Source organism: Achromobacter aegrifaciens (genome assembly GCF_902859735.1).
GTDB classification, from domain to species: Bacteria; Pseudomonadota; Gammaproteobacteria; order Burkholderiales; family Burkholderiaceae_B; genus Achromobacter; species Achromobacter aegrifaciens.
In genome coordinates, this window is the sequence record NZ_CADIJY010000002.1 from 547,840 (window position 1) to 568,857 (window position 21,018).

Sequence of the window (21,018 nt, forward strand, 5' to 3'; positions counted from 1 at the left end):
GCGGCCTCAACCGGCCCACCATTGCTTGATGGTCGCGCGTAAGGCCGCGCCCGCCGCGCCGCCCTCTTCCTTGCGCAGCGCCTGGAAGTACGCGGCCACCTGCCTGGCCGGGATGTGCGGCGGCAAGGGCGGCATCTCGGGGTCGGTCACCATTTCCAGCACGACCGGACGGGTTGCCGCCAAGGCTTGATCCCAGGCGTCTCCCACGGCGTCCGGGCTGTCCACCCGTATGCCCTCCAGGCCTAACAGGCGGCCGTACTCCGCATAGGAAAGCTGGGGCAGCCATTGCGAATCCGCGAACCTGGGGTCGCCGCCCATGACGCGCTGCTCCCAGGTGACCAGATTCAGGTCGCCGTTGTTCAGGACCATGACGATCAGGGTCGGGTTGGCCCAGTCCTTCCAGCGGTGGGCGATGGTGATCAGCTCGTTCATGCCCAGCATCTGCATGGCGCCGTCTCCGACCAGCGCAATGACGGGCCGATCCGGATGCGCCAGCTTGGCGGCAAGCGCATAAGGCACGCCGCAGCCCATGGTGGCCAGGCCGCCCGATACCGAGCCCATCATCCCTTCGCGCAGCGCGATGTCGCGCGCGTACCAGTTCGCCGCCGAGCCCGAGTCGCAGGTCAGAATGCTGCGCGGCGGCAGCCGTTTCGACAGTTCCAGGAAGGGTCGTTGCGGATTCAGCGGCTTGGCCTGCACCATTGCGCGGGCCTCCACGGTTTCGTGCCAGCGCGCGACCTTGGCCTCGATGCGTTCGCGCCAGCGGCGCGCGGTCTTGGGCTGCAATAAGGGAATCAGCGCCTGCAGGGTCAGCCGGCTGTCGCCGACCAGGCCAAGTTCCACGGGATAGCGCAGGCTGAGCTTGCGGCCGTCCAGATCGATCTGCACCGCCCTCGCCTGTCCCGGCGGCGGCAGGAATTCCGAATACGGGAACGACGTGCCCACCATCAGCAAGGTGTCGCACTCGTTCATCATGTCCCAGCTGGGCTGCGTGCCCAGCAATCCGATGCAGCCCGTGACGTACGGCAGGCTGTCGGGCACCGCCGCCTTGCCCAGCAGCGCCTTGGCCACGCCAGCGCCCAGCAGTTCAGCGGTCTGGCGCACTTCCGCGCCAGCCTGCAGCGCGCCCGCCCCGACCAGCATGGCGACCCGTTCGCCGCGGTTGAGGATGTCGGCGGCATTGCGCAACGCAGCCTCGCCGGGTACGCCGGCATGCGAGGTCAAGCCTATGCCCGTCGGCACGGTGCCATGTTCGCGGGCGGGCTTTTCCACCGCCGGCAAATCCTGCACATCGTTTGGAAAAATGACGCAGGTCACGCTGCGCCGCTCCAGGGCGATGCGCATGGCGCGGTCGATCATGTGGCGCGCCTGTTCGGCGGTCGCGGCCATCTGCACGTAATCGTGCGCCACGTCCTTGAACAGGCTGATCAGGTCGACCTCCTGCTGGTAGTCGCCGCCCAGGGCGCTGCGGGCTTGCTGGCCGACCAGGGCCACGACAGGCTGATGGTCCAGCTTGGCGTCGTACAGGCCGTTCAATAAGTGAATGGCGCCTGGACCGGAGGTCGCCAGGCAGACCCCGGCCTGGCCGGTGAACTTGGCGTGGGCGCAGGCCATGAACGCGGCGGCCTCTTCGTGGCGGGCCTGGACGAACTCCAACGGCTCCTGGGTGCGGCCGAATGCGCCGATCAGGCCATTGATGCCGTCCCCTGGGTAGCCGTAGATCCTCCTGACCCCCCATTGCGACAGCCGTTCCAGCACAAAGTCCGCCACAGTCTTCATTCGATGCTCCCGCGTTTGCCTGCATTCCGACAGAACGCCTGAATCAGCAATTGCCGTTCCCGGCGTTCGAACGCCTGCGACGGTGCCGGCGCGGGCACGGCGCTTGCGGATGAAATCCCTGCGGCGGACGCGCTCGACGATCCGCCTAAAAGGGAGTTGGCATGACAAAGATTCGAACCCTGGTAGTGGCGGGTGAAGCGTTTCCCCTGGCGAAGACGGGCGGCCTGGGGGACGCCATAACGGGCATGGCGCGCGGGCTGTGCGAAGCCGGCGTGCCCGTGACGGTGCTGCTTCCGGCCTACCGCGGCGTGCGCCAGCGGCTGGAGCGCTTGCGGGTAGTGGCGCCGCTGCACAACCTGCCGGGCGGCGAAGCGCAGCTCCTGGCGGGGCATTGCCCGCAGTCGGGGTTGGACTTCCTGCTGCTGGAAAACGACGCGCTTTATGACCGGCCTGGCATCTATCTGGACGAAGACAACCGCGAGCACGCCGACAATGCGCTGCGCTACGCGGCGCTGGCCCATGCGGCGGTGCGCGTGGCGGGCGGCCTGCCCGGCATCGCGCGGCCGCAACTGCTGCATGCGCACGACTGGCACGCCGGACTCGTGCCGCTGTTGCTGCGGGAATACGGCCCGGGCGACGTCAAAAGCATCATGACCATCCACAACCTGGCGTTCCAGGGACAGTTCCCGATGGAATGCGCCGCCGCCCTGGGCATCCCTGAACGCTACCGCAACGACGAAGCCGCCGGCGCCTGGGGCCGCTTGAATTTTCTCAAGACCGGTATCCGCTACGCCGACCGCGTCACCACCGTCAGCCATACCTACGCCCGGGAAATCCTGACGCCCGCCTTCGGCTGCGGGCTGGAGGGGCTGCTGCGGCGGCGCGCCGCCGATCTGGTGGCCATCCCCAACGGCATCGACAACATGGTGTGGAATCCGGTGCGCGATCCGCATCTGGGCTCATTGCGGTTCTCGGCGCGCGACCTGGGCCGCAAGGCTCGCTGCAAGGCGGCCCTGCAGCGCGAGTTCGAGTTGCATGAGGACGCCGAAGCCGTGCTCCTGGCGATGGGCAGCCGGCTGACGGAACAGAAGATGGCGGACGTCGCCGCGCAGGCCTTGCCGCAGGCGCTGGAACGCCACCCGCGCCTGCAGGTCGCGATTCTTGGCCAGGGCGACCGCCGCCTGGAAGAGGCCCTGAAACTGCTGTGCGCGCGCTTTCCCGGGCGCTGCGCCACCCGCATCGGCTATGACGAGGCAGTGGCGCACCGGCTGCACGCGGGCTCCGACATGCTGCTGCACGGCAGCCGCTTCGAGCCGTTCGGCCTGACGCCTCTGTACGCGATGCGCTACGGCTCCATCCCGATAGGCTCGCGAGTGGGCGGCATGGCCGACACGATCGACGATCCCGGGCCGCGCGCGCCGCTCTCGGCAATGGCCGGGTCCAACGGCTTGCTGTTCGACGGCGACGACCCTGCGGGCATGGCCGCGGCCATCGCCCGCGCCCTGAGCTTGCGCGAGGACGCCATGCTCTGGCGCACCATGCAGCGCAACGCCATGAGCGCGGATTTCAGCTGGCGCGCCGCCGTGGCGCCCTACGCCGAGCTCTATCGCGCGCTGGCCGATACCGGCAGGAGGCCTCGCGTGCCAACCGTGGCCGAGGTGGCCGCCCTGCGCGCTGGCCAGCGTTCTGGCGGACCGTTGCCCGCGCCCGCAGTCTAGGCTCGCCCACAGGAGGAACCGCAGGTGCCCACAGCCCCGCCTATCCATCCCCACGCTCCCCTGCGCCTCTACCACGCCCGTGGCGGCGCAACCGGGGACGTCCGCGCCCGTGGCGGCGAGCTGGGGCCGGCCCTTTATTCACGCCTGCGGCAACGCGGATTCAATGCCTTGCTGATGCCGGCGCCCTGGCTGTCGGGGCCGGAAGGCGCTTCGCCCGCCCCGCTGGATGCCGATAGCGCGCTTTTGGCAGGCAAGCGCGTGGCCATGGCCGACTGGATCGCGCACGCAGCCGGGCAGCTTGCCGAACATGGCCTGGCCCTGTACCTCGATATCGTCATGGACCGCTGCGCCATTGGCGCCGTAGCCGACACGGCGGGCCCCGGCTGGTACCAACCGCCCGCCGAAAACCCCGCGCGCGATCCGCGCATGAGCATCGACGTGCGCGAGGCGCTGCACTTGCGCCCGGGGCCGCCACCGCCCGGCTTTGTGCAGGCCTGGAGCACGCGGCTGAAGCGGTGGACCGAACGCGGCGCCGCAGGCTACGTCTTTCACGCGCCGCAATGCCTGCCGGCCCAGGATTGGGCGGCATTGGCAGCGGCAGTGGGCGGCCCGGATCGCACCGCGCAATTGTTTGCCTGGGCGCAGGGACTGACGCCCGAGTCGCTGGCGGCCCTGCGCGGCGCGGGTCTGGACGGCCTGTGCTCGTCCTTGCCCTGGTGGGACTACAAGTCCGGCTGGCTGGCGGAGGAAGATGGCAGGCTGCGCGCCATCGCACCCGTCATCGCTTCGCCGCCGCGCGTGGCCCCGGACAAGCGCGGCGCCTGGACCGCGGCGCTATCCGCGGACGTCCTCATGTTCGACGACGAGGACGATGCCCGGTTGCCCGACGTAGCCGAGGCCAATCGCTGGTTTGAACAAGCCGGATTGCGCGGCCCGCTGCGTCTGGCCGGCGGGCGCGACGGCCACTGCACCCTGCTGCTGCGCGACTGCGCGGCCGGCACGGCCGTACTGGCGCTCAATCCTTCGGATACGGAGGAGGCTAGCGTGGATTGGGACGCGTTGGCGCCGCTGCTGCCGCCGGCCGATTTCCTGTCCGAAGGCGTGCCGGACGGCCTGGCGCTGCAAGGCAATGCCATTGCGCCCGCCGGTTGCGCCATGTATCTGCTCGAACCCACGCATCCGGTGCGCGAAGCCTCGCGCCACGTGGCGCGCCGCATGGATGGCGCCATCAGCCAGCGCATCGTGGTCGAGCAGGTCAGTCCGACCGTGGATAGTGGCGCCTTCCCCATCAAGAGCATCCCGCATGAGCGGATTCCCGTCAGCGCCGACATCTACATGGACGGCCATGAACTGCTGGCCGCAGAACTGCGCTGGCGCGCGGCGGATGAAAGTTCGTGGCGCGCCGCGCCCTTCACGCGCGGCTTGAACGACCGCTGGGAAGCCTCGTTCCGTCCGCGCCGCATCGGGCCGCACGAGTTCGTGGTGCACGCCTGGCTCGACGCCTGGCAGACTTTCCGCCATGACCTGGAGGTGAAACACCAGGCCGGCGTGGACCTGCGCCTGGAAGTGGAGGAAGGCCTGCTGATGCTGCGCGCAGCGCTGGCGCGCGCCCGCAACGCGTCGCACCCCGGCGCCATGAGGTTGCGCGAGACCCTGCAAAAGTTCGCCAAGGCCACCGAAGGCGAGCTGGCTGCGCCCACACCGCAACAGATCGATGCACTGCTGGACGAAGACCTGGCCGGCACCATGCGCGAACTGGACGACCGCCCTTTCGAATACGTCAGCCCCGCGCCCTATCCGGTCTGGGTGGATCGCAGCCAGGCCTGCCACGCCAGCTGGTATGAGCTGTTTCCGCGCTCGCAATCCATGCAGCCCGGCCAGCACGGCACCTTCGACGATGTGATCGCACGGCTGCCAGATGTGCGCGAGATGGGATTCGACGTGCTGTATCTCCCGCCCATACACCCCATCGGGCAACGCAACCGCAAGGGGCGCAACAACAGCCTGCGCGCCGAGCCCGGCGATGTGGGCAGTCCCTATGCCATCGGTTCGGCCGAAGGCGGGCACGACGCGGTTGAACCGCTGCTGGGCGGACTGGACGGGTTCCTTAGGCTGGTGGATGCCGCCCGCGCCCACGGCATGGAAGTGGCGCTGGACTTCGCAATCCAGTGCTCGCCGGACCACCCGTGGCTGGCGCGGCACACGGACTGGTTCTCCTGGCGTCCGGATGGTTCGCTGCGCTATGCGGAAAATCCGCCGAAGAAGTACCAGGACATCGTCAATGTCGCCTTCTACGGCGCCGCCGCGCGCCGCGCGCGCAAGCTGACCCTGTGGCGCGCGCTGCGCGACGTGGTGCTGTTCTGGGTGCAGCATGGCGTGCGCACCTTCAGGGTCGACAACCCGCATACCAAGCCGCTGCCATTCTGGCAGTGGCTGATCGCCGAGGTCCATGCCCAGCATCCCGACGTGATCTTCCTGTCCGAAGCCTTCACACGGCCCAAGATGATGTACCGGCTGGCGAAGATCGGCTTTACCCAGTCCTACACCTACTTCACCTGGCGCAATGACAAGGCGGAACTGGAATCCTACCTGGAGGAAGTCTCCACGCCGCCCGCCGCCGATTTCTTCCGCCCGCACTTCTTCGTCAACACGCCGGACATCAATCCCTACTTCCTGCAGTCCTCGGGCCGCCCGGGCTTTCTGATACGCGCCGCGCTGGCGGCGCTGGGATCCGGCCTGTGGGGCATGTACAGCGGCTTCGAGCTGTGCGAGTCGGCGGCCTTGCCGGGCAAGGAGGAATACCTGGACTCCGAAAAGTACGAATTGCGCCAGCGCGACTGGTTTGCGCCGGGCAACATCCGCGCGGAGATCACCCGCCTGAACCAGATCCGGCGGACCAACCCGGCGCTGCAGAGCCATCGGGGCCTGACCTTGGTGCATAGCGGCAACGACCGCGTGCTGGCGTTCTGCAAGTCCACGCCTGGCCGCGGCAATTTCATCCTCGCGGCCATCAGCCTGGATCCTTTCCAGCAGCAGGCGGCGCGCATCGAGGCGCCCTTCTGGCTGTTCGGCGAGGCCGACACGGGCCGGCTGATCGCCGAGGACCTGCTGGCCGAGCGCAGCGAGCCATGGCAGGGGCAGATCCGCGAACTGACCCTGCATCCCGATCAACCCTATCGCGTGTGGCGCTTGTCGCTGCATGGATGACCCCGCACGCCCATTGCCATGATCAGTGAAACCCAACCTCTCCAGGACGATGGCCTTTGGTACAAGGATGCGGTCGTCTATCAGCTGCACGTCAAGTCATTCTTCGACTCGAATGGCGACGGCGTGGGCGATCTGCCAGGCCTGATCTCCAAGCTGGATTACATCTCCAGCCTGGGGGTCAACACGATCTGGCTGCTGCCCTTCTATCCCTCGCCGCGCCGCGACGACGGCTATGACATCGCCGACTACCGCGGGGTGCACGCGGACTACGGCACCGTGGCCGACGTGAGGAAGCTGATCCGCGCGGCCCACGCCCGCGGCCTGCGCGTCATCACCGAGCTGGTGGTCAACCATACCTCGGACCAGCATCCCTGGTTCCGCCGCGCGCGCGCGGCCAAACCCGGATCGGCCGCGCGCAACTTCTACGTCTGGTCGGACAACGACAAGGCCTACGCCGGCACGCGCGTCATCTTCTGCGATACCGAGAAATCCAATTGGACCTGGGACCCCGAGGCCGGCGCCTACTTCTGGCACCGCTTCTATTCGCACCAGCCCGACCTGAACTACGACAATCCGCAGGTGCTCAAGGAAGTGCTGGCCGTGATGCGCTATTGGCTGGACATGGGCGTGGACGGCCTGCGCCTGGACGCGGTGCCGTACCTGGTCGAGCGCGAAGGCACCAACAACGAAAACCTGCCCGAGACGCACGAGGTGCTCAAGCGCATCCGGGCCGTGATCGACGCCGAGTATCCCAACCGCTTGCTGCTGGCCGAGGCCAACCAGTGGCCGGAGGATGCGCAGGAATACTTCGGCGCGGGCGACGAATGCCATATGTCCTTCCATTTCCCGCTGATGCCGCGCATGTACATGGCGATCGCGCAGGAGGACCGCTTCCCGATTATCGACATCATGCGCCAGACGCCGGACATTCCCGCGTCCTGCCAATGGGCGATCTTCCTGCGCAACCATGATGAACTGACGCTGGAAATGGTCACCAGCCGCGAACGCGACTATCTCTGGAACGTGTACGCGGCGGACCCGCGCGCCCGCATCAACCTGGGCATCCGGCGCCGTCTGGCGCCGCTGCTGGAGCGCGACCGGCGCAGGGTCGAGCTGATGAACAGCCTGCTCCTGTCCATGCCGGGCACGCCCGTCCTGTACTACGGCGACGAGCTCGGCATGGGCGACAACGTGCACCTGGGCGACCGCGACGGCGTGCGCACGCCGATGCAGTGGTCGCCCGACCGCAATGGCGGCTTTTCGCGCGCCGACCCCGAACAGCTGCCGCTGCCGGTGCTCATGGGCCCCTTGTACGGCTATGAAGCGGTGAACGTGGAGGCGCAGCAGCGCGATCCGCATTCCCTCCTGAACTGGACCCGACGCCTGTTGGCGCAGCGCCGGCAAAGCCATGCATTCGGGCGCGGCACGCTGCGCTTCATCTTCGCAGGCAACCGGAAGATCCTGGCTTATCTGCGCCAATGGCAGGACACCACCATCCTGTGCGTGGCCAACCTGTCCAACGCCGCCCAGCCCGTGGAACTGCAGCTGCAGGAATTCAATGGCCGCGTGCCAGTCGAAATGCTGGGCGGTACGCCCTTCCCGGCCGTGGGTGAACTGCCGTATCTGCTGACCCTGCCGCCCTACGCGTTTTACTGGCTGGACCTGAGCAACGAAGCCGCGCCGCCAGACTGGCATGCGAGCGCTCCCGCGCAGATGCCGGAACTCACCACGCTGGTGCTGCGCGCCCACGGCGGCGCCGCGCTGACCGACGTCTCCCGCGCTACGCTGGAGCGCGAGGTCCTGCCCCAGTACCTGGCGCGCCAGCGCTGGTATCCGGCCAAACAGCCGCCCGCCCGCGCACGCCTGGCGTACGCCACGCCGTTCACGGCGGCCGATGGCGAGTATTACTGGGCCGAGGTCGAGCCCGAGGACGGCGTCACGGGCCTGCGCGCGCAAGCGCCCTTCGTGCTGGTGTGGGACGAGACGGCAGCGGTGCATTATGCGATCGCGCGGGTGCGGCGCGGGGCCGAGGTCGGCATTCTGGCGGACGCCTTTCTGCAGCCCGGCTTCGTGCGCGGCATCGTCCAGGCCATGCAAGAGGGCCGCGAGCTCGACGGCCGCAGCGGCGGCAAGCCTGGCGACAAGCCGGGCGTGATCCGCTTCCTGCCCGAAGCTGGCCTGGCCGCCCTGGAGGTCGCCGGGGACGGCGAACTGCAGTGGCTGACGGGCGAGCAATCCAACAGCTCGGTCGTCGTCGATGGCAAGCTGATACTGAAGCTGATCCGCGCCGTCCAGCCCGGCGGATCGCCCGAGTTGGAAATGACCCGCTATCTGACGCGCGCCGGCTACGCCAACATGCCGGCGCTGCTGGGCGAGGTCCAACGTGAGGATGCCGACGGCGTGGTCCACACGCTGGCGGTGGCGCACCGCTACGTCGCCAACGAAGGCGACGCCTGGAACTGGACGCTGGATCTGCTCAAGCGCACGCTGGACAACGCGCTGCTGGTGAACCAGAGCCCGGACGAATTCGCCCAGGACCTGCAGGGCTACGCCGCAATGGCCGCCACCATGGGCGAACGTCTGGCGCAGATGCACAACCTGCTGTCGCAGGCCTCCGACGACCCCGCGTTCCAGCCGCGCGCCGCCAGCCAGGCGGACGCCGATGCGCGCACGCGCCGCGTCCAGGACCTGCTCGAACGCGCGGAAAAGGACTTGCGCGCGCAGCTCGGTGAACTGGAAGCCCCTTCGCGCGCCTGCGCCGAATGGTATTTCGAGCACCGCGCCCGGCTGGCGGCGCGCGTGGCGGCGATGGCGCAGGCCGAGACCGGCGTCCTTTGCCTGCGCGTGCACGGCGACTTCCATCTTGGGCAGGTGCTGGTGGCGCAGGCGGACGCCTATCTGATCGACTTCGAAGGCGAACCGGTCAGCAGCGTGGACGCGCGCCGCGCCCTCGCCTCGCCCTACAAGGATGTGGCGGGCATGCTGCGTTCGTTCGACTATGCCGCCGCCTCGATCGCCCGCACCGACATCATCGGCGGCGCGCCGACCGACGCCAATGCCGGCGCGGGCGAAACGCCGGGCGCGCCTGTCGCGCCAGCAGAACTGCGCGACCTGCTATTGGCGCGCTTTCGCCAGACCGCCAGCCAGGCCTTCCTGCAAGGCTACCGCGATGCGCGCGCCTCGGCGCTTATCCCGCCCGCGGATGAAGACGCGCTGCTGGCCCTGGCCCAACTGGAGAAGGCCGCCTATGAAGTGAGCTATGAAGCCGCGCATCGCCCAGACTGGATTTCGATACCGCTGTGCGCCCTGGCGGAACTGGCGCGCAGCCTGTTGCTGTCGGCCGCGGTGGACGAAGAGGATGCACGATCATGAGCCAGGACATGCCCGCAGGCGGCAGCATCAGCCCCATAGCGCCCGTCGAACTGGCCGCCTTGGCCAGCGGCCTGCACAGCGACCCCTATGCCTTCCTGGGGCCGCACGACGGCGAAGTGCGGGTGTATGCCCCGGGCGCGCGGGCCGTGGCGGCGCTGGACGGCGACGTCGCGCGCATCCCCTTGCGCGAACAGGGCCAGGGACTGTTTCTTGGACGCGTTCCTTACGCCCGCCCCGGCGACGGCGCCTCGTACCGTCTGGCGATCCAATGGCCCGACGCCGAACAGATCACCGCCGACCCCTATGCCTTCGGCACCCTGCTGGAAGACGGCACGCTGGAGGAGCTGGCGCAAGGCGCATGGCGCAGCGTGGGAACGGCCCTGGGCGCGCGCCTGATGGAAGTCGACGGCGTGGCCGGCCTGCGCTGCGCGGTATGGGCGCCGAACGCGCAACGCGTGGCGGTGGTGGGCGATTTCAACGCCTGGGACAGCCGCCGGCACGGCATGCGGCTGCGGCACCGCGCCGGCGTCTGGGAGATCTTCATCCCGGACGTGCAGGCCGGCGAACGCTACAAGTTCGCAATCACCGACCGCGCCGGCAACCTACGGCTCAAGGCCGATCCGCTGGCGCGACGGAGCGAAGCGCCGCCTGCCACCGCCTCGGTGGTGGAAGACGGCGCCGACTATCCGTGGCAAGACCAGGCCTGGATGGCGCAGCGGCGCACGCGCCAGTCCACGGACGCGCCGCTGTCCATCTACGAAGTGCACGCCGGGTCCTGGCTGCCTGACGAACCGGAATCGCACGCCTGCATCTGGGACCGGCTGGCCGACAAGCTGCCGGCCTATGCCCGCGCCATGGGGTTCAGCCATGTGGAGCTGCTGCCCGTCATGGAGCATCCTTTCGGCGGGTCCTGGGGTTATCAGCCGCTGGGCATGTTCGCGCCCGCGGCCCGCTATGGTCCGCCCGCCGCATTCGCCCGTTTCGTCGACCGCTGCCACCACGCAGGCATCGGCGTCATCCTGGACTGGGTGCCTGCGCACTTCCCGGACGATGCGCATGGCCTGGCCCGCTTTGACGGCACCGCGCTCTACGAGTACGAGGATCCGCGCGAAGGCTATCACCCGGACTGGCACACCATGGTCTACAACCTGGGCCGCACGGAGGTGCAGGCCTTCATGATCGCCAGCGCGCTGCATTGGCTGCAGCGCTTCCATGTCGACGGCCTGAGGGTGGACGCGGTCGCGTCCATGCTCTATCGCGACTACAGCCGCCAGCCCGGCCAATGGATCCCCAACCGCTACGGCGGCCGGGAAAACCTGGAGGCGGTGCAGTTCCTGCAGGCGCTCAACGGCACTGTGCGCCACGAAGTGCCGGACGCCATCATGGTCGCCGAGGAATCGACGGCCTGGCCCGGCGTCACCGCGCCGATCGCCGACGGCGGGCTGGGCTTTCACTACAAATGGAACATGGGCTGGATGCACGACACCTTGCGCTACCTGTCCGAGGACCCCGTACACCGCAAGCATCACCACCACGACATCACCTTCAGCATGGTGTATGCGTACAGCGAGCGCTTCATCCTGCCTCTATCGCACGACGAAGTGGTGCACGGCAAAGGATCGCTGCTGGCCAAGATGCCGGGCGACGCGGCCGCCAGGCTCGCCAACCTGCGCGCCTACCTCGGCTTCATGTGGGCTCATCCGGGCAAGAAGCTGCTCTTCATGGGCGGGGAAATGGCCCAGCCCAGGGAATGGAACCACGACGTACGTCTGGATTGGGACCTGCTGGACCGTCCCGGCCATCTGGGCATACAGCGGCTGGTTGCAGACTTGAATGGCCTGTACCGCGGGGTGCCGGCGCTGCATGCGCTGGACGCCGACCCGGCGGGCTTCGCCTGGACCATCCTGGACGACCGCGACAACAGCGTGGTCGCATTCATCCGCAGCGACGGCGTCCATCACGTGCTCGCGGTCGCCAATTTCACGCCGGTGGCGCGGCACGACTACCGCATCGGCGTGCCGCGGGCCGGCCGCTGGGCGGAAAAGCTGAATACCGACGCCACGCACTATGGCGGATCCGGCCAGGGCAACCAGGGCGGCGCCAGCACCGGCGTCAGCGCGTCCCATGGCCAGCCCCAGGCCTTGTCCCTGACCTTGCCGCCGCTGTCCACCCTCTTCCTGCTCTACGAAGGCTGAACCCATATGGATCCCTCCCAATTCACGCGCATCGCCGGGGGCCAGCCCCATCCGCTGGGCGCGGTCAGCGATGGCCTGGGCGTGAACTTCGCCGTGTTCTCGGCCAACGCCACGCGTATCGAGCTATGCCTGTTCGACCCCAAGGGCCGCAAGGAACTGCGCCGCTTCGACCTGCCCGAATGCACCGACGAGATCTGGCACGGCTACCTGCCTGACGCGCATCCCGGACTGGTGTACGGCTATCGCGCCCACGGCCCGCACGATCCGCGCAATGGGCACCGTTTCAATCCCCATAAGCTGTTGCTCGATCCCTACGCGCGGCAGTTGACCGGACCGCTGCATTGGAGCGACGCGCTGTTCGGCTATCGCATGAAGCATGCGCGCGCCGACCTCAGCATCGACCGGCGCGACAGCGCGCCCGCCATGCCGAAGGCCATCGTGGCCGAAGAAGCGCCTTTCACCTGGGGCAACAGCCGGCCGCCGGCCACGGCGTGGAACGATACGGTGATCTACGAGGTGCACGTGCGCGGCGCCTCCATGCTGCGCGAAGACCTGCGCCAGCCCCTGCGCGGCACCTGCTCCGCGCTGGCCGACCCGCGTTTCATCGAACACCTGCAGCGGCTGGGCGTCACCGCCGTGGAGTTGCTGCCGGTGCATGCGTTCCTGCAGGACCGCTTCCTGACCGAACGCGGCCTGCGCAACTACTGGGGCTACAGCACGTTGTCGTACTTTGCGCCGGAGCCCTCCTACCTGCAGCACAATCCGAACGAAATGCGCCAGGCCATACGCCGGCTGCATGCCGCCGGCATCGAAGTGATTCTGGACGTGGTCTACAACCACACTTGCGAGGGCAGCGAATTGGGACCCACGCTGTCCTGGCGCGGACTGGACAACGCCAGCTACTACCGCCTGGTGCCGGGCGACGAACGCTATTACATCAACGACACCGGCTGCGGCAACACGGTCAATCTGTCACATCCGCGCGTCCTGCAAATGGTCACGGATTCGCTGCGCTATTGGGCGCAATCCTATGGCGTCGACGGCTTCCGCTTCGACCTGGGCGTGACCCTGGGACGCGAAGGCACCGGCTATGACCCGGGTTCGGGCTTTTTCGACGCCGTGCTGCAGGACCCTGCCCTTGCCCGCCTGAAACTGATTTCCGAACCCTGGGACGTGGGGCCGGATGGCTACCAGCTGGGCAACCATCCACCGGGCTTCGCCGAGTGGAACGACAAATTCCGCGACGCGACGCGCCGCTATTGGCGCGGGGATCCCGCCATGCGCGGCGAGATGGCGGCGCGCTTGTGCGGATCGCGCGACCTGTTCGACCGCCGCCACCGCCGGCCCTGGAGCAGCGTCAACTACGTGGCCTCGCACGACGGTTTCACGCTGGCCGACATCGTCAGCTACGACGCCAGCCACAACGAGGCCAACGGCGAAGGCGGCAACGACGGCCACGGCGAGAACTACAGCCACAACTGGGGCGCCGAAGGCCCGACCGAGGACGCCGCCATCCTGGACACCCGGAAACGGGTGCAACGGGCCCAGCTCGCCTGCGTGTTCCTGGCGGATGGCACGCCGATGCTGCTGGCCGGAGACGAATTCGGCAATAGCCAGGAAGGCAATAACAACGCCTATTGCCAGGACAACGCCCTGTCGTGGCTGGACTGGACGCAGGCGCAGTCCGATGACGGCCGTGAGCTATCCCGCTACGCGGCGCGCCTGATCGCACTGCGCCGCGCCCACCCCAGCACGCGCGCCGCGCGCTACGGCGATGCGGGGCAGGAGCTCGCGCCTGGCGTACAAGCCATCTCCTGGTTCGATCCGGCGGGCGCTGAACTGGACGCGGCGGCCTGGGAGTCGGAGGCCAATGCCATGGTCCTGCGCCGCGCCGCCTGCCGCGAAGACGGCAGCGTCGACGTGACGCTGCTGCTACTGAATCCCGGCGCGAAGGACACGGTTTTCCAGATGCCGTCGCCCGCGCTGGCGTGGATTCGCGAGCTGGATTCCGCCACGCAGGCGCCTGCCGCGCCACTGGCGGATGCCGCCGTCACGGTGGCGGCGCGCAGCGTGGCGCTGTTGGCGGCGACCTACGTGCCGGGAGATCCGCCATGACACACGACTATGCTTCAGGCGCAATCCCGCTGGAGAGCGGCGTCACGCGCTTTCGCCTGTGGGCGCCGACCGCGCCGGCGGGCTTCGCCCTCGAGGTCGAAGGCCATCCTCCCATCGCCCTGAGCCCCGGCCCGGACGGCTACGTGCAGGCCGACGTGGACTGCCCCATCGGCGCCCGCTATCGCTACCGCCTGGACGCGGACACGGTCGCGCCCGATCCCGCCTCGCGCCTGCAGCACGGAGACGTGCACGACGATAGCGTCGTGGTCGCGCCGGACTCCTACCCCTGGCGCTACGGCACCTGGCGCGGACGGCCTTGGGAAGACGCCGTGCTGTACGAAACCCATGCCGGCCTGGAGGGCGGCTATGCGGGCCTGCTGGCGCGGCTGCCGGAGCTGGCGGCGCTGGGCGTGACCTTGCTGGAGCTGATGCCCATTGCCGACTTCCCCGGGCCACGCAACTGGGGCTATGACGGCGTGCTGCCCTACGCGCCCGACACGGCCTACGGCACGCCCGATGAGCTCAAGCGCCTGATCGACGAGGCCCATGGGCTGGAAATGGGCGTGATGCTGGACGTGGTCTACAACCATTTCGGCCCCGACGGCAATTACCTGCCGCGCTATGCCGCGCCGTTCTTCAGGAAAGACGTCGCCACGCCTTGGGGCGACGCCATCGACTTCCGCCAGCCGGCGGTCAGCCAGTTCTTCAAGGACAACGCGCTGTACTGGCTGACCGAGTACCGCTTCGACGGGCTGCGTCTGGACGCCGTGCACGCGATTGCGGGCCATGAATGGCTGCATGAATTGGCCCAGTACCTGCGGCAGCATATTCCTGCCGAACGCCATGTGCATCTGGTGCTGGAGAACGACGACAACCGCGCCAGCCTGCTGCAGGGTGACTTCGATGCGCAATGGAATGACGACGCGCATCATGCCTTGCATTGCCTTCTGACCGGCGAGAGCCACGGCTACTACGCCGATTACAGCGCTCAGCCGGCCCAGGCGCTGGCGCGCTGCCTGGCCGAAGGCTGGCTGTACCAGGGGCAGCGTTCGCCCTACCGCGGCGGACAACCGCGGGGCGAACCCAGCGCGGAACTGCCGCCAAGCGCCTTCGTGCTGTTCCTGCAGAACCATGACCAGACCGGCAACCGTGCGGGCGGCGAACGCCTGGCCAGCCTGGTGGACAGTCCCGCCCGGCTGCGCGCCGCGGTCGCGTTGCAGCTGCTGGCGCCGCAGATCCCGCTGATCTTCATGGGCGAGGAACGCGGCGCGCGCACGCCGTTCCACTACTTCACCAGCCATGCCGACCCGGCTTTGGCGCAAGCGGTGCGCGACGGCCGGCGGCGCGAGTTCTCGCGCTTTCCCGAATTCCAGGGCGCGGGCGCGTTGTCCGACCCGAACGATCCCGCAACCTACGTGGCCAGCAAACCACGGGCCAGCGCCGCCGACGCGCATGCCTGGATGCGGGACTACGCGGTCCTGCTGCATCTGCGCGCCCGCCTGATCGCGCCCCGGCTGGCCGGCGCGGTCAGCCTGGGTGCGGCCGCGATCGGCGAACGCGGCGTGTTCGCGCGCTGGGAACTGGCAGGCGGCGCGCGCCTGACGGTCTATGCGAACTTCGGCCCCGATCGCGTGGCGCTGCCCGAGGCCTTGCAGGCGGGCGCCGAGGCCTATGCCACGCTGCTCTTTGAATCCGTGGCCGGCGCCCGCGACGCCCTGGTCCACGGCGAGGTGTGCGGCGACAGCACCGTGTGGCTGCTGGAGGAACCGGCATGACCGCAACGTCCGCCGGCGATCCGGCCTTGTCCGCGCTGGCCGCCAAAGCCGGCATCGCCGAACACTGGACCGACGCGCGCCAGCGTCCGCAGCAAGTGTCGCCGGATACTTTACGGCTGCTGCTGGAGGGCATGGGCTTGCCGGCGGGCAACGCCCATGACATCCGCGACAGCGACCATCGCCTGGGCGTGGAGCTTGGGGCCCGGCTGCCGCCCCTGCTGGTCGCGCGCAGCGGCATGGCCGCGTTTCTGCCCGCTTGCGCGCGCGGCCGCTACCGCATCGTGTGCGAGTCAGGCCAGACCAGCGACGGCGAGGTCGCGGACGACGGCAGCCTGATCGCACCGCAGGAGCCCGGATACCACACGCTGCACCTGGCATGCGGCCAGACCGTGCTTGCGGTGGCGCCCCGCCAAGCGCCTGGCCTTGATGATCTGACCGACGGCGTGCGGCCGCGCGGCTGGGGACTATGCGCGCAGGTCTACAGTCTCAGGCGCGATGCCGACCAACCTGGCGACGGCGGCTACGGCGACTTTGGCGCCGTGCGCGAACTGGCTGTCGCCGCCGCGGCCCAGGGCGCGGACGCGCTCGCCATCAGCCCGGTGCACGCTATGTTCGCCGCGCAACCGCAGCGTTGCAGTCCTTACGCCCCATCCAGCCGCCTGTTCCTGAACACCCTGTACGCAGATCCCGCCGCCATCGTCGGTGACGATGTCTTGCGCCGGGCGCTGGCCGAATTGGCCGCCCAGCCGCGCCCAACGGAATTGATAGATTGGCCATCGGCCGGGATATGGCGGCAGCGCCTGCTGCGCGCGCTGCACCGCCAGTTCCGCACAAGCGGACCGGCGGATGCCCGCCTGCGCTACGAGGCGTACTGCGCCCGGCGCGGCAAGGCGCTGCGCGACCACGCCGTGTTCGAAGCCCTGCATGCCGCCCAGGCAGCGCATGGCGCAGACCACCAGCCCTGGACGCAATGGGCCGCCGGCCTGCGCGATCCGGACTCGCCGGAAGTCGAACGATATGCGCGGCAGCATCCGGTCGAGGTCGACTTCCATCGCTACGCCCAATGGCTGGCCGCCGAAAGCCTGGACCACGCGCAGAAGGCGGCGCGACGCGCCGGCATGCGCGTGGGGCTGATCGCCGACCTGGCCGTGGGCGACAGTCCGGACGGCAGCCACGCCTGGAGCCGCCAGACCGACCTGATGCCCGGCCTGTCCATAGGCGCGCCGCCCGACATCCACAATCCGCAAGGACAGAACTGGAACCTGGCCGCGTTCTCGCCGCGCGCAATGCATGCCCAGGGCTACGCGGCCTACATCGACATGTTGCGCGCCGCGCTGGCTCACGCCGGCGGCCTGCGCATCGATCACATCCTGGGCATGGCGCGGCTGTGGCTGGTGCCCGATGGACTGGCCGCCGATGCGGGCGCCTATCTGCGCTATCCACTGCGCGAACTGCTGGCACTCACGGCGCTGGAAGCCTGGCGCCATCGCGCGCTTGCCATCGGCGAAAACCTGGGCACGGTGCCTGAAGGTTTCAACCGCGAGCTGGCGGATCACGGCATCCTGGGCATGAATGTGCTGTGGTTCATGCGGCAGGAACCTGACGCGCCGCCATCTGCGCCGTCCACGCCGGCGCCTTTTCTTGCAGCCGGCGACTGGCCCGGCCAGGCCGTGGCCATGACCTCGACCCACGACCTGCCGACCTTGCGCGGCTGGTGGGCCGAGCGCGACATCGACCTGCGCGCCGAACTGGACTTGCTGGGCGGCGGCGACGATGAAGCCACGCTGCGGCGCAACCGCCGCATGGACCGCAGCTTGCTCGCGCAAGCCCTGGGCTGCGCCGCCGAGCCCGCGCGCGCGCCCCTGGAGGACATGCTGCGCTTCGTGTCTTCCAGCCCTTGTCCCCTGCTGTTGGTGCCCATGGAAGACCTGGCGGGCGAACTGGAACAGCCCAACCTGCCCGGCACAGTGGACCAGCATCCCAACTGGCGTCAACGCCTGGCCGCAAGCAGCGCGGCGTGCTTCGCCGACCCTGCCGTGCAGGCCCGGCTGCAAGCCCTGCGCACCGGACGGGGCCGGCCATGACCATGCCGCACGCCACGGCCCGCCTGCAATTGCATGCCGGCTACACATTTGAGGACGCCCGAGCCTGCGTGGACTACTACGCGGACCTGGGGGTCAGCCACCTCTACCTGTCGCCCATCACCTGCGCCCGCCCCGGGTCCACGCATGGCTATGACGTCATCGACCATGGCGCGGTCAATCCGGAGCTGGGCGGGGAATCCGCACTGAGGGATCTGGCCCGGGCGGCCCGTCGGCGCGGGCTGGGTCTCATCGCGGACATCGTGCCCAATCACATGGCGGCCCACCCCGCCAATGCCTGGTGGCGCGATGTGCTCGAACACGGCGCCGCAAGCGCGCATGCGCGCTGCTTCGACATCGACTGGGACGCGCCTGATCCCGCCCTGCGCGGCAAGGTCCTGCTGCCCATCCTGCCCGACTCCTACGGTGTGTCGCTGGCTCAAGGCGCAATGGCGCTGCGCTATGACGCCGATGCCGGACGCATCGAACTGGAGGTCTCCGGGCAGCGCTATCCCCTGGCCCCGGAGTCGCTTGCGCGCGGGCAGGATCCGCAGGCCCTGCTGCGCCGCTGCGACCCGGCGCGCGCAGCCGGCCGCGAGCGCCTGCACCGGCTGCTGGAGAGCCAGCATTACCGGCTGGCCTGGTGGCGTTGCGCTGCCGATCAGATCAACTGGCGGCGCTTCTTCGAGATCAGCGAGCTCGTGGGCGTACGGGTCGAGGACGAAGCCGTTTTCAATGCCGTGCATGCGCTGCCGCTGCGCCTGTATGCGGAAGGCTTGCTCGACGGACTGCGCATCGACCACATCGACGGGCTGGCCGCGCCGGGCGCCTATCTGCGCAGGCTGAATCGATGCCTGGCCGAGGCCGGAGCCCGCCGTCCACCCTCTTGCGCCCAATCGCAAGCCTACCTGGTGGCGGAGAAGATCCTGGCGCCGGACGAAGCGCCCGATGCGCGCTGGCAGTTGCATGGCACCACCGGCTATGACTTCATGGATCAGGTCGGCGCATTGCTGCACGACCCGCAGGCCGAGGCGCCGCTGCGGGCGTTCTGGCAGATGCTCACGGGCGATCTGCGCACGCCGCCGCGGCAGCTGGAAGCGGCGCGCACCCGCATGCTGCAGCGGCACTTTCCCGCGGAACGCCTGGCGCTGGTCCGCTGCCTGGAACGTTTGGCTCGGCAGGACCGCCGGACCCGCGACTGGTCCGCGCGGGCCATGGACCGCGTGTTGTCCGCGTGGCTGGCGGCCTTTCCGGTGTACCGGACCTACGCGGAGGACGGCGGCCGCAGTGATGCGGACCGCCATCACTGCGAAGCGGCAGCGCAACGCGCCGCCGCCCTGCTGCACGCGTTGCCCGGCACAGCGGACGCTGCCTTGTTGGCGCAGATGGACCGGTGGCTGGGCGGCAGCCCCGCCGATCCGGCAACCGCGCCGCTCCCGCAATCTGAGCCAAACGCCGCCCACGCCCTGCGGCGGTTCCAGCAGCTGACGCCGCCTTTGGCAGCCAAGGCGCTGGAAGATACGCTGTTCTACCGCTACGGTCCGCTGCTGTCGCGCAATGAAGTCGGCGCATCGCCGCAGCGATTTGCGCTGTCGCCCGAGGCATTTCATGCCCAGGTCGAGGCGCGGGCGCGCGACTTTCCGCACGCCATGCTGGCGACGGCCACGCATGACCACAAGCGCGGCGAGGACGCGCGCGCGCGGCTGGCGGTGGTTTCGGAAATGCCGCAAGCCTGGCGCAAGACCGCGTATCGCTGGACCCACGCCCTGCCCGACGCCGGGCTGCTTACCTTGGCGGACCGCTACCTGCTCGTGCAGACGCTGATCGGGGCGTGGCCCGCCGACTGGGATTGCGACATCATCGAACAGCGGCCAGAAAGCGTGGCCGCATGGATCGAGCGCGTGGCGCAATGGCAGCTCAAGGCGTTGCGCGAAGCCAAGCTGCATACCAGTTGGACGGATCCTGACCCCGCTTACGAAGCCGCCGGGCTTGGCGCGCTGGAATTTCTACGGGACGCGGCGCCCGGGCGCCGCCTGCTGACCGAAATCGCCGCATACGCCCTGGAACTGGCCCCTGCCGGCATGATCAATAGCCTGACCCAGACGCTATTGCGCAACACGCTGCCCGGCGTGCCGGATCTCTACCAAGGCACGGAGCTCTGGGACTACAGCCTGGTCGACCCCGACAACCGGCGCGCGGTGGACTACCCGCCGCGGATCGCCATGCTGGCCCGCACGCGCGCCAGCGCCGCCGTGCGACCCAGCGCAACGGACTGGCGCAGCGGCGCGGTGAAGCAGGCCCTGATCCAGCGCCTGCTGGCGGCGCGGCAGCGTCACCCGGCATTGTTCGGCCAGGGCGAGTGCGTCCCCCTGGCTGTAGCCGGGACGCATGCACAGCACGTCGTAGCCTGGCTGCGGCGTCATGAAGACGAGCACGCCCTGATCGTCGCGCCGCGGCTGTGCGCGCTGCGTCTGTCTGGCTACGCTCGCGGCGAGCCGCGGGCGGCGCGGGATTTCTGGGCCGACACCGCGCTGTGCCTGCCCGATGCCATCAAGGGTCTCGCTTGGCGCGATGCAATGGGCGGCGAAAAGGCGAGATCCGGCTCCGGTGGCGCGCTGCCCTTGTCGGAACTGTTGCATGAACTGCCGGTTGCGCTGTGGCTGCCAGCGGCGGCTTGATGCCGAAATCCGAAGCCATGATGAAGCACAAACGGCCTTGTCCGCCCACAGCGGGACAAGGCCGTTCTTACCGCGATACCCGCCCGACTAGAGGGCCC

General features: G+C 68.9%; 9 protein-coding genes. 8 read left to right on the plus strand and 1 reads right to left on the minus strand.

Annotated elements, in window-relative coordinates:
- Positions 1–6 precede the first annotated feature (6 nt).
- The gene (locus HV766_RS08495) at positions 7–1,779 is read right to left on the minus strand and encodes a thiamine pyrophosphate-requiring protein (RefSeq protein WP_175160545.1); all 1,773 of its coding nucleotides are present in this window, start codon (positions 1,777–1,779) and stop codon (positions 7–9) included.
- 161 nt (positions 1,780–1,940) lie between these two features.
- On the opposite strand from HV766_RS08495, the gene glgA reads away from it, so the two are divergent.
- The 8 genes from glgA to treY all read left to right on the plus strand — a co-directional run bounded on the left by glgA (position 1,941) and on the right by treY (position 20,920).
- A complete protein-coding gene (gene glgA, locus HV766_RS08500) occupies positions 1,941–3,497 on the plus strand; it encodes a glycogen synthase GlgA (protein WP_054454280.1) in 1,557 nt (518 codons plus the stop codon).
- A gap of 174 nt (positions 3,498–3,671) precedes the next feature.
- Positions 3,672–6,704, plus strand: coding sequence for an alpha-1,4-glucan--maltose-1-phosphate maltosyltransferase (locus HV766_RS08505; RefSeq protein WP_254593308.1), 3,033 nt, complete (start codon positions 3,672–3,674; stop codon positions 6,702–6,704).
- Positions 6,705–6,722: 18 nt separating this feature from the next.
- Positions 6,723–10,076 carry a maltose alpha-D-glucosyltransferase gene (gene treS, locus HV766_RS08510; RefSeq protein WP_175180973.1) on the plus strand — a complete coding sequence of 1,118 codons (3,354 nt, stop codon included), beginning with the start codon at positions 6,723–6,725 and terminating at the stop codon, positions 10,074–10,076.
- Positions 10,073–12,271, plus strand: coding sequence for a 1,4-alpha-glucan branching protein GlgB (gene glgB, locus HV766_RS08515; protein WP_175180974.1), 2,199 nt, complete (start codon positions 10,073–10,075; stop codon positions 12,269–12,271). The genes treS and glgB overlap by 4 nt, the downstream gene beginning before the upstream one ends.
- A gap of 6 nt (positions 12,272–12,277) precedes the next feature.
- On the plus strand, positions 12,278–14,386 hold the full coding sequence (glgX, locus tag HV766_RS08520) for a glycogen debranching protein GlgX (protein ID WP_175180975.1): 2,109 nt from the start codon (positions 12,278–12,280) through the stop codon (positions 14,384–14,386).
- Entirely contained in the window at positions 14,383–16,161 is a 1,779-nt protein-coding gene (gene treZ, locus HV766_RS08525) for a malto-oligosyltrehalose trehalohydrolase (RefSeq protein WP_175180976.1), read from the plus strand. The genes glgX and treZ overlap by 4 nt, the downstream gene beginning before the upstream one ends.
- Positions 16,158–18,245 carry a 4-alpha-glucanotransferase gene (gene malQ, locus HV766_RS08530; RefSeq protein ID WP_175180977.1) on the plus strand — a complete coding sequence of 696 codons (2,088 nt, stop codon included), beginning with the start codon at positions 16,158–16,160 and terminating at the stop codon, positions 18,243–18,245. The genes treZ and malQ overlap by 4 nt, the downstream gene beginning before the upstream one ends.
- Before the next feature lie 2 nt (positions 18,246–18,247).
- A complete protein-coding gene (gene treY, locus HV766_RS08535) occupies positions 18,248–20,920 on the plus strand; it encodes a malto-oligosyltrehalose synthase (RefSeq protein ID WP_175181078.1) in 2,673 nt (890 codons plus the stop codon).
- Positions 20,921–21,018 lie beyond the last annotated feature (98 nt).

Coding starts and splice junctions, on each gene's coding strand:
- glgX (WP_175180975.1), top strand. CDS start 12,278: ATGGATCCCTCCCAATTCACGCGCATCGCCGGGGGCCAGCCCCATCCG.
- treZ (WP_175180976.1), top strand. CDS start 14,383: ATGACACACGACTATGCTTCAGGCGCAATCCCGCTGGAGAGCGGCGTC.
- glgA (WP_054454280.1), top strand. CDS start 1,941: ATGACAAAGATTCGAACCCTGGTAGTGGCGGGTGAAGCGTTTCCCCTG.
- HV766_RS08495 (WP_175160545.1), bottom strand. CDS start 1,779: ATGAAGACTGTGGCGGACTTTGTGCTGGAACGGCTGTCGCAATGGGGG.
- treS (WP_175180973.1), top strand. CDS start 6,723: ATGATCAGTGAAACCCAACCTCTCCAGGACGATGGCCTTTGGTACAAG.
- HV766_RS08505 (WP_254593308.1), top strand. CDS start 3,672: ATGCCGGCGCCCTGGCTGTCGGGGCCGGAAGGCGCTTCGCCCGCCCCG.
- glgB (WP_175180974.1), top strand. CDS start 10,073: ATGAGCCAGGACATGCCCGCAGGCGGCAGCATCAGCCCCATAGCGCCC.
- malQ (WP_175180977.1), top strand. CDS start 16,158: ATGACCGCAACGTCCGCCGGCGATCCGGCCTTGTCCGCGCTGGCCGCC.
- treY (WP_175181078.1), top strand. CDS start 18,248: ATGCCGCACGCCACGGCCCGCCTGCAATTGCATGCCGGCTACACATTT.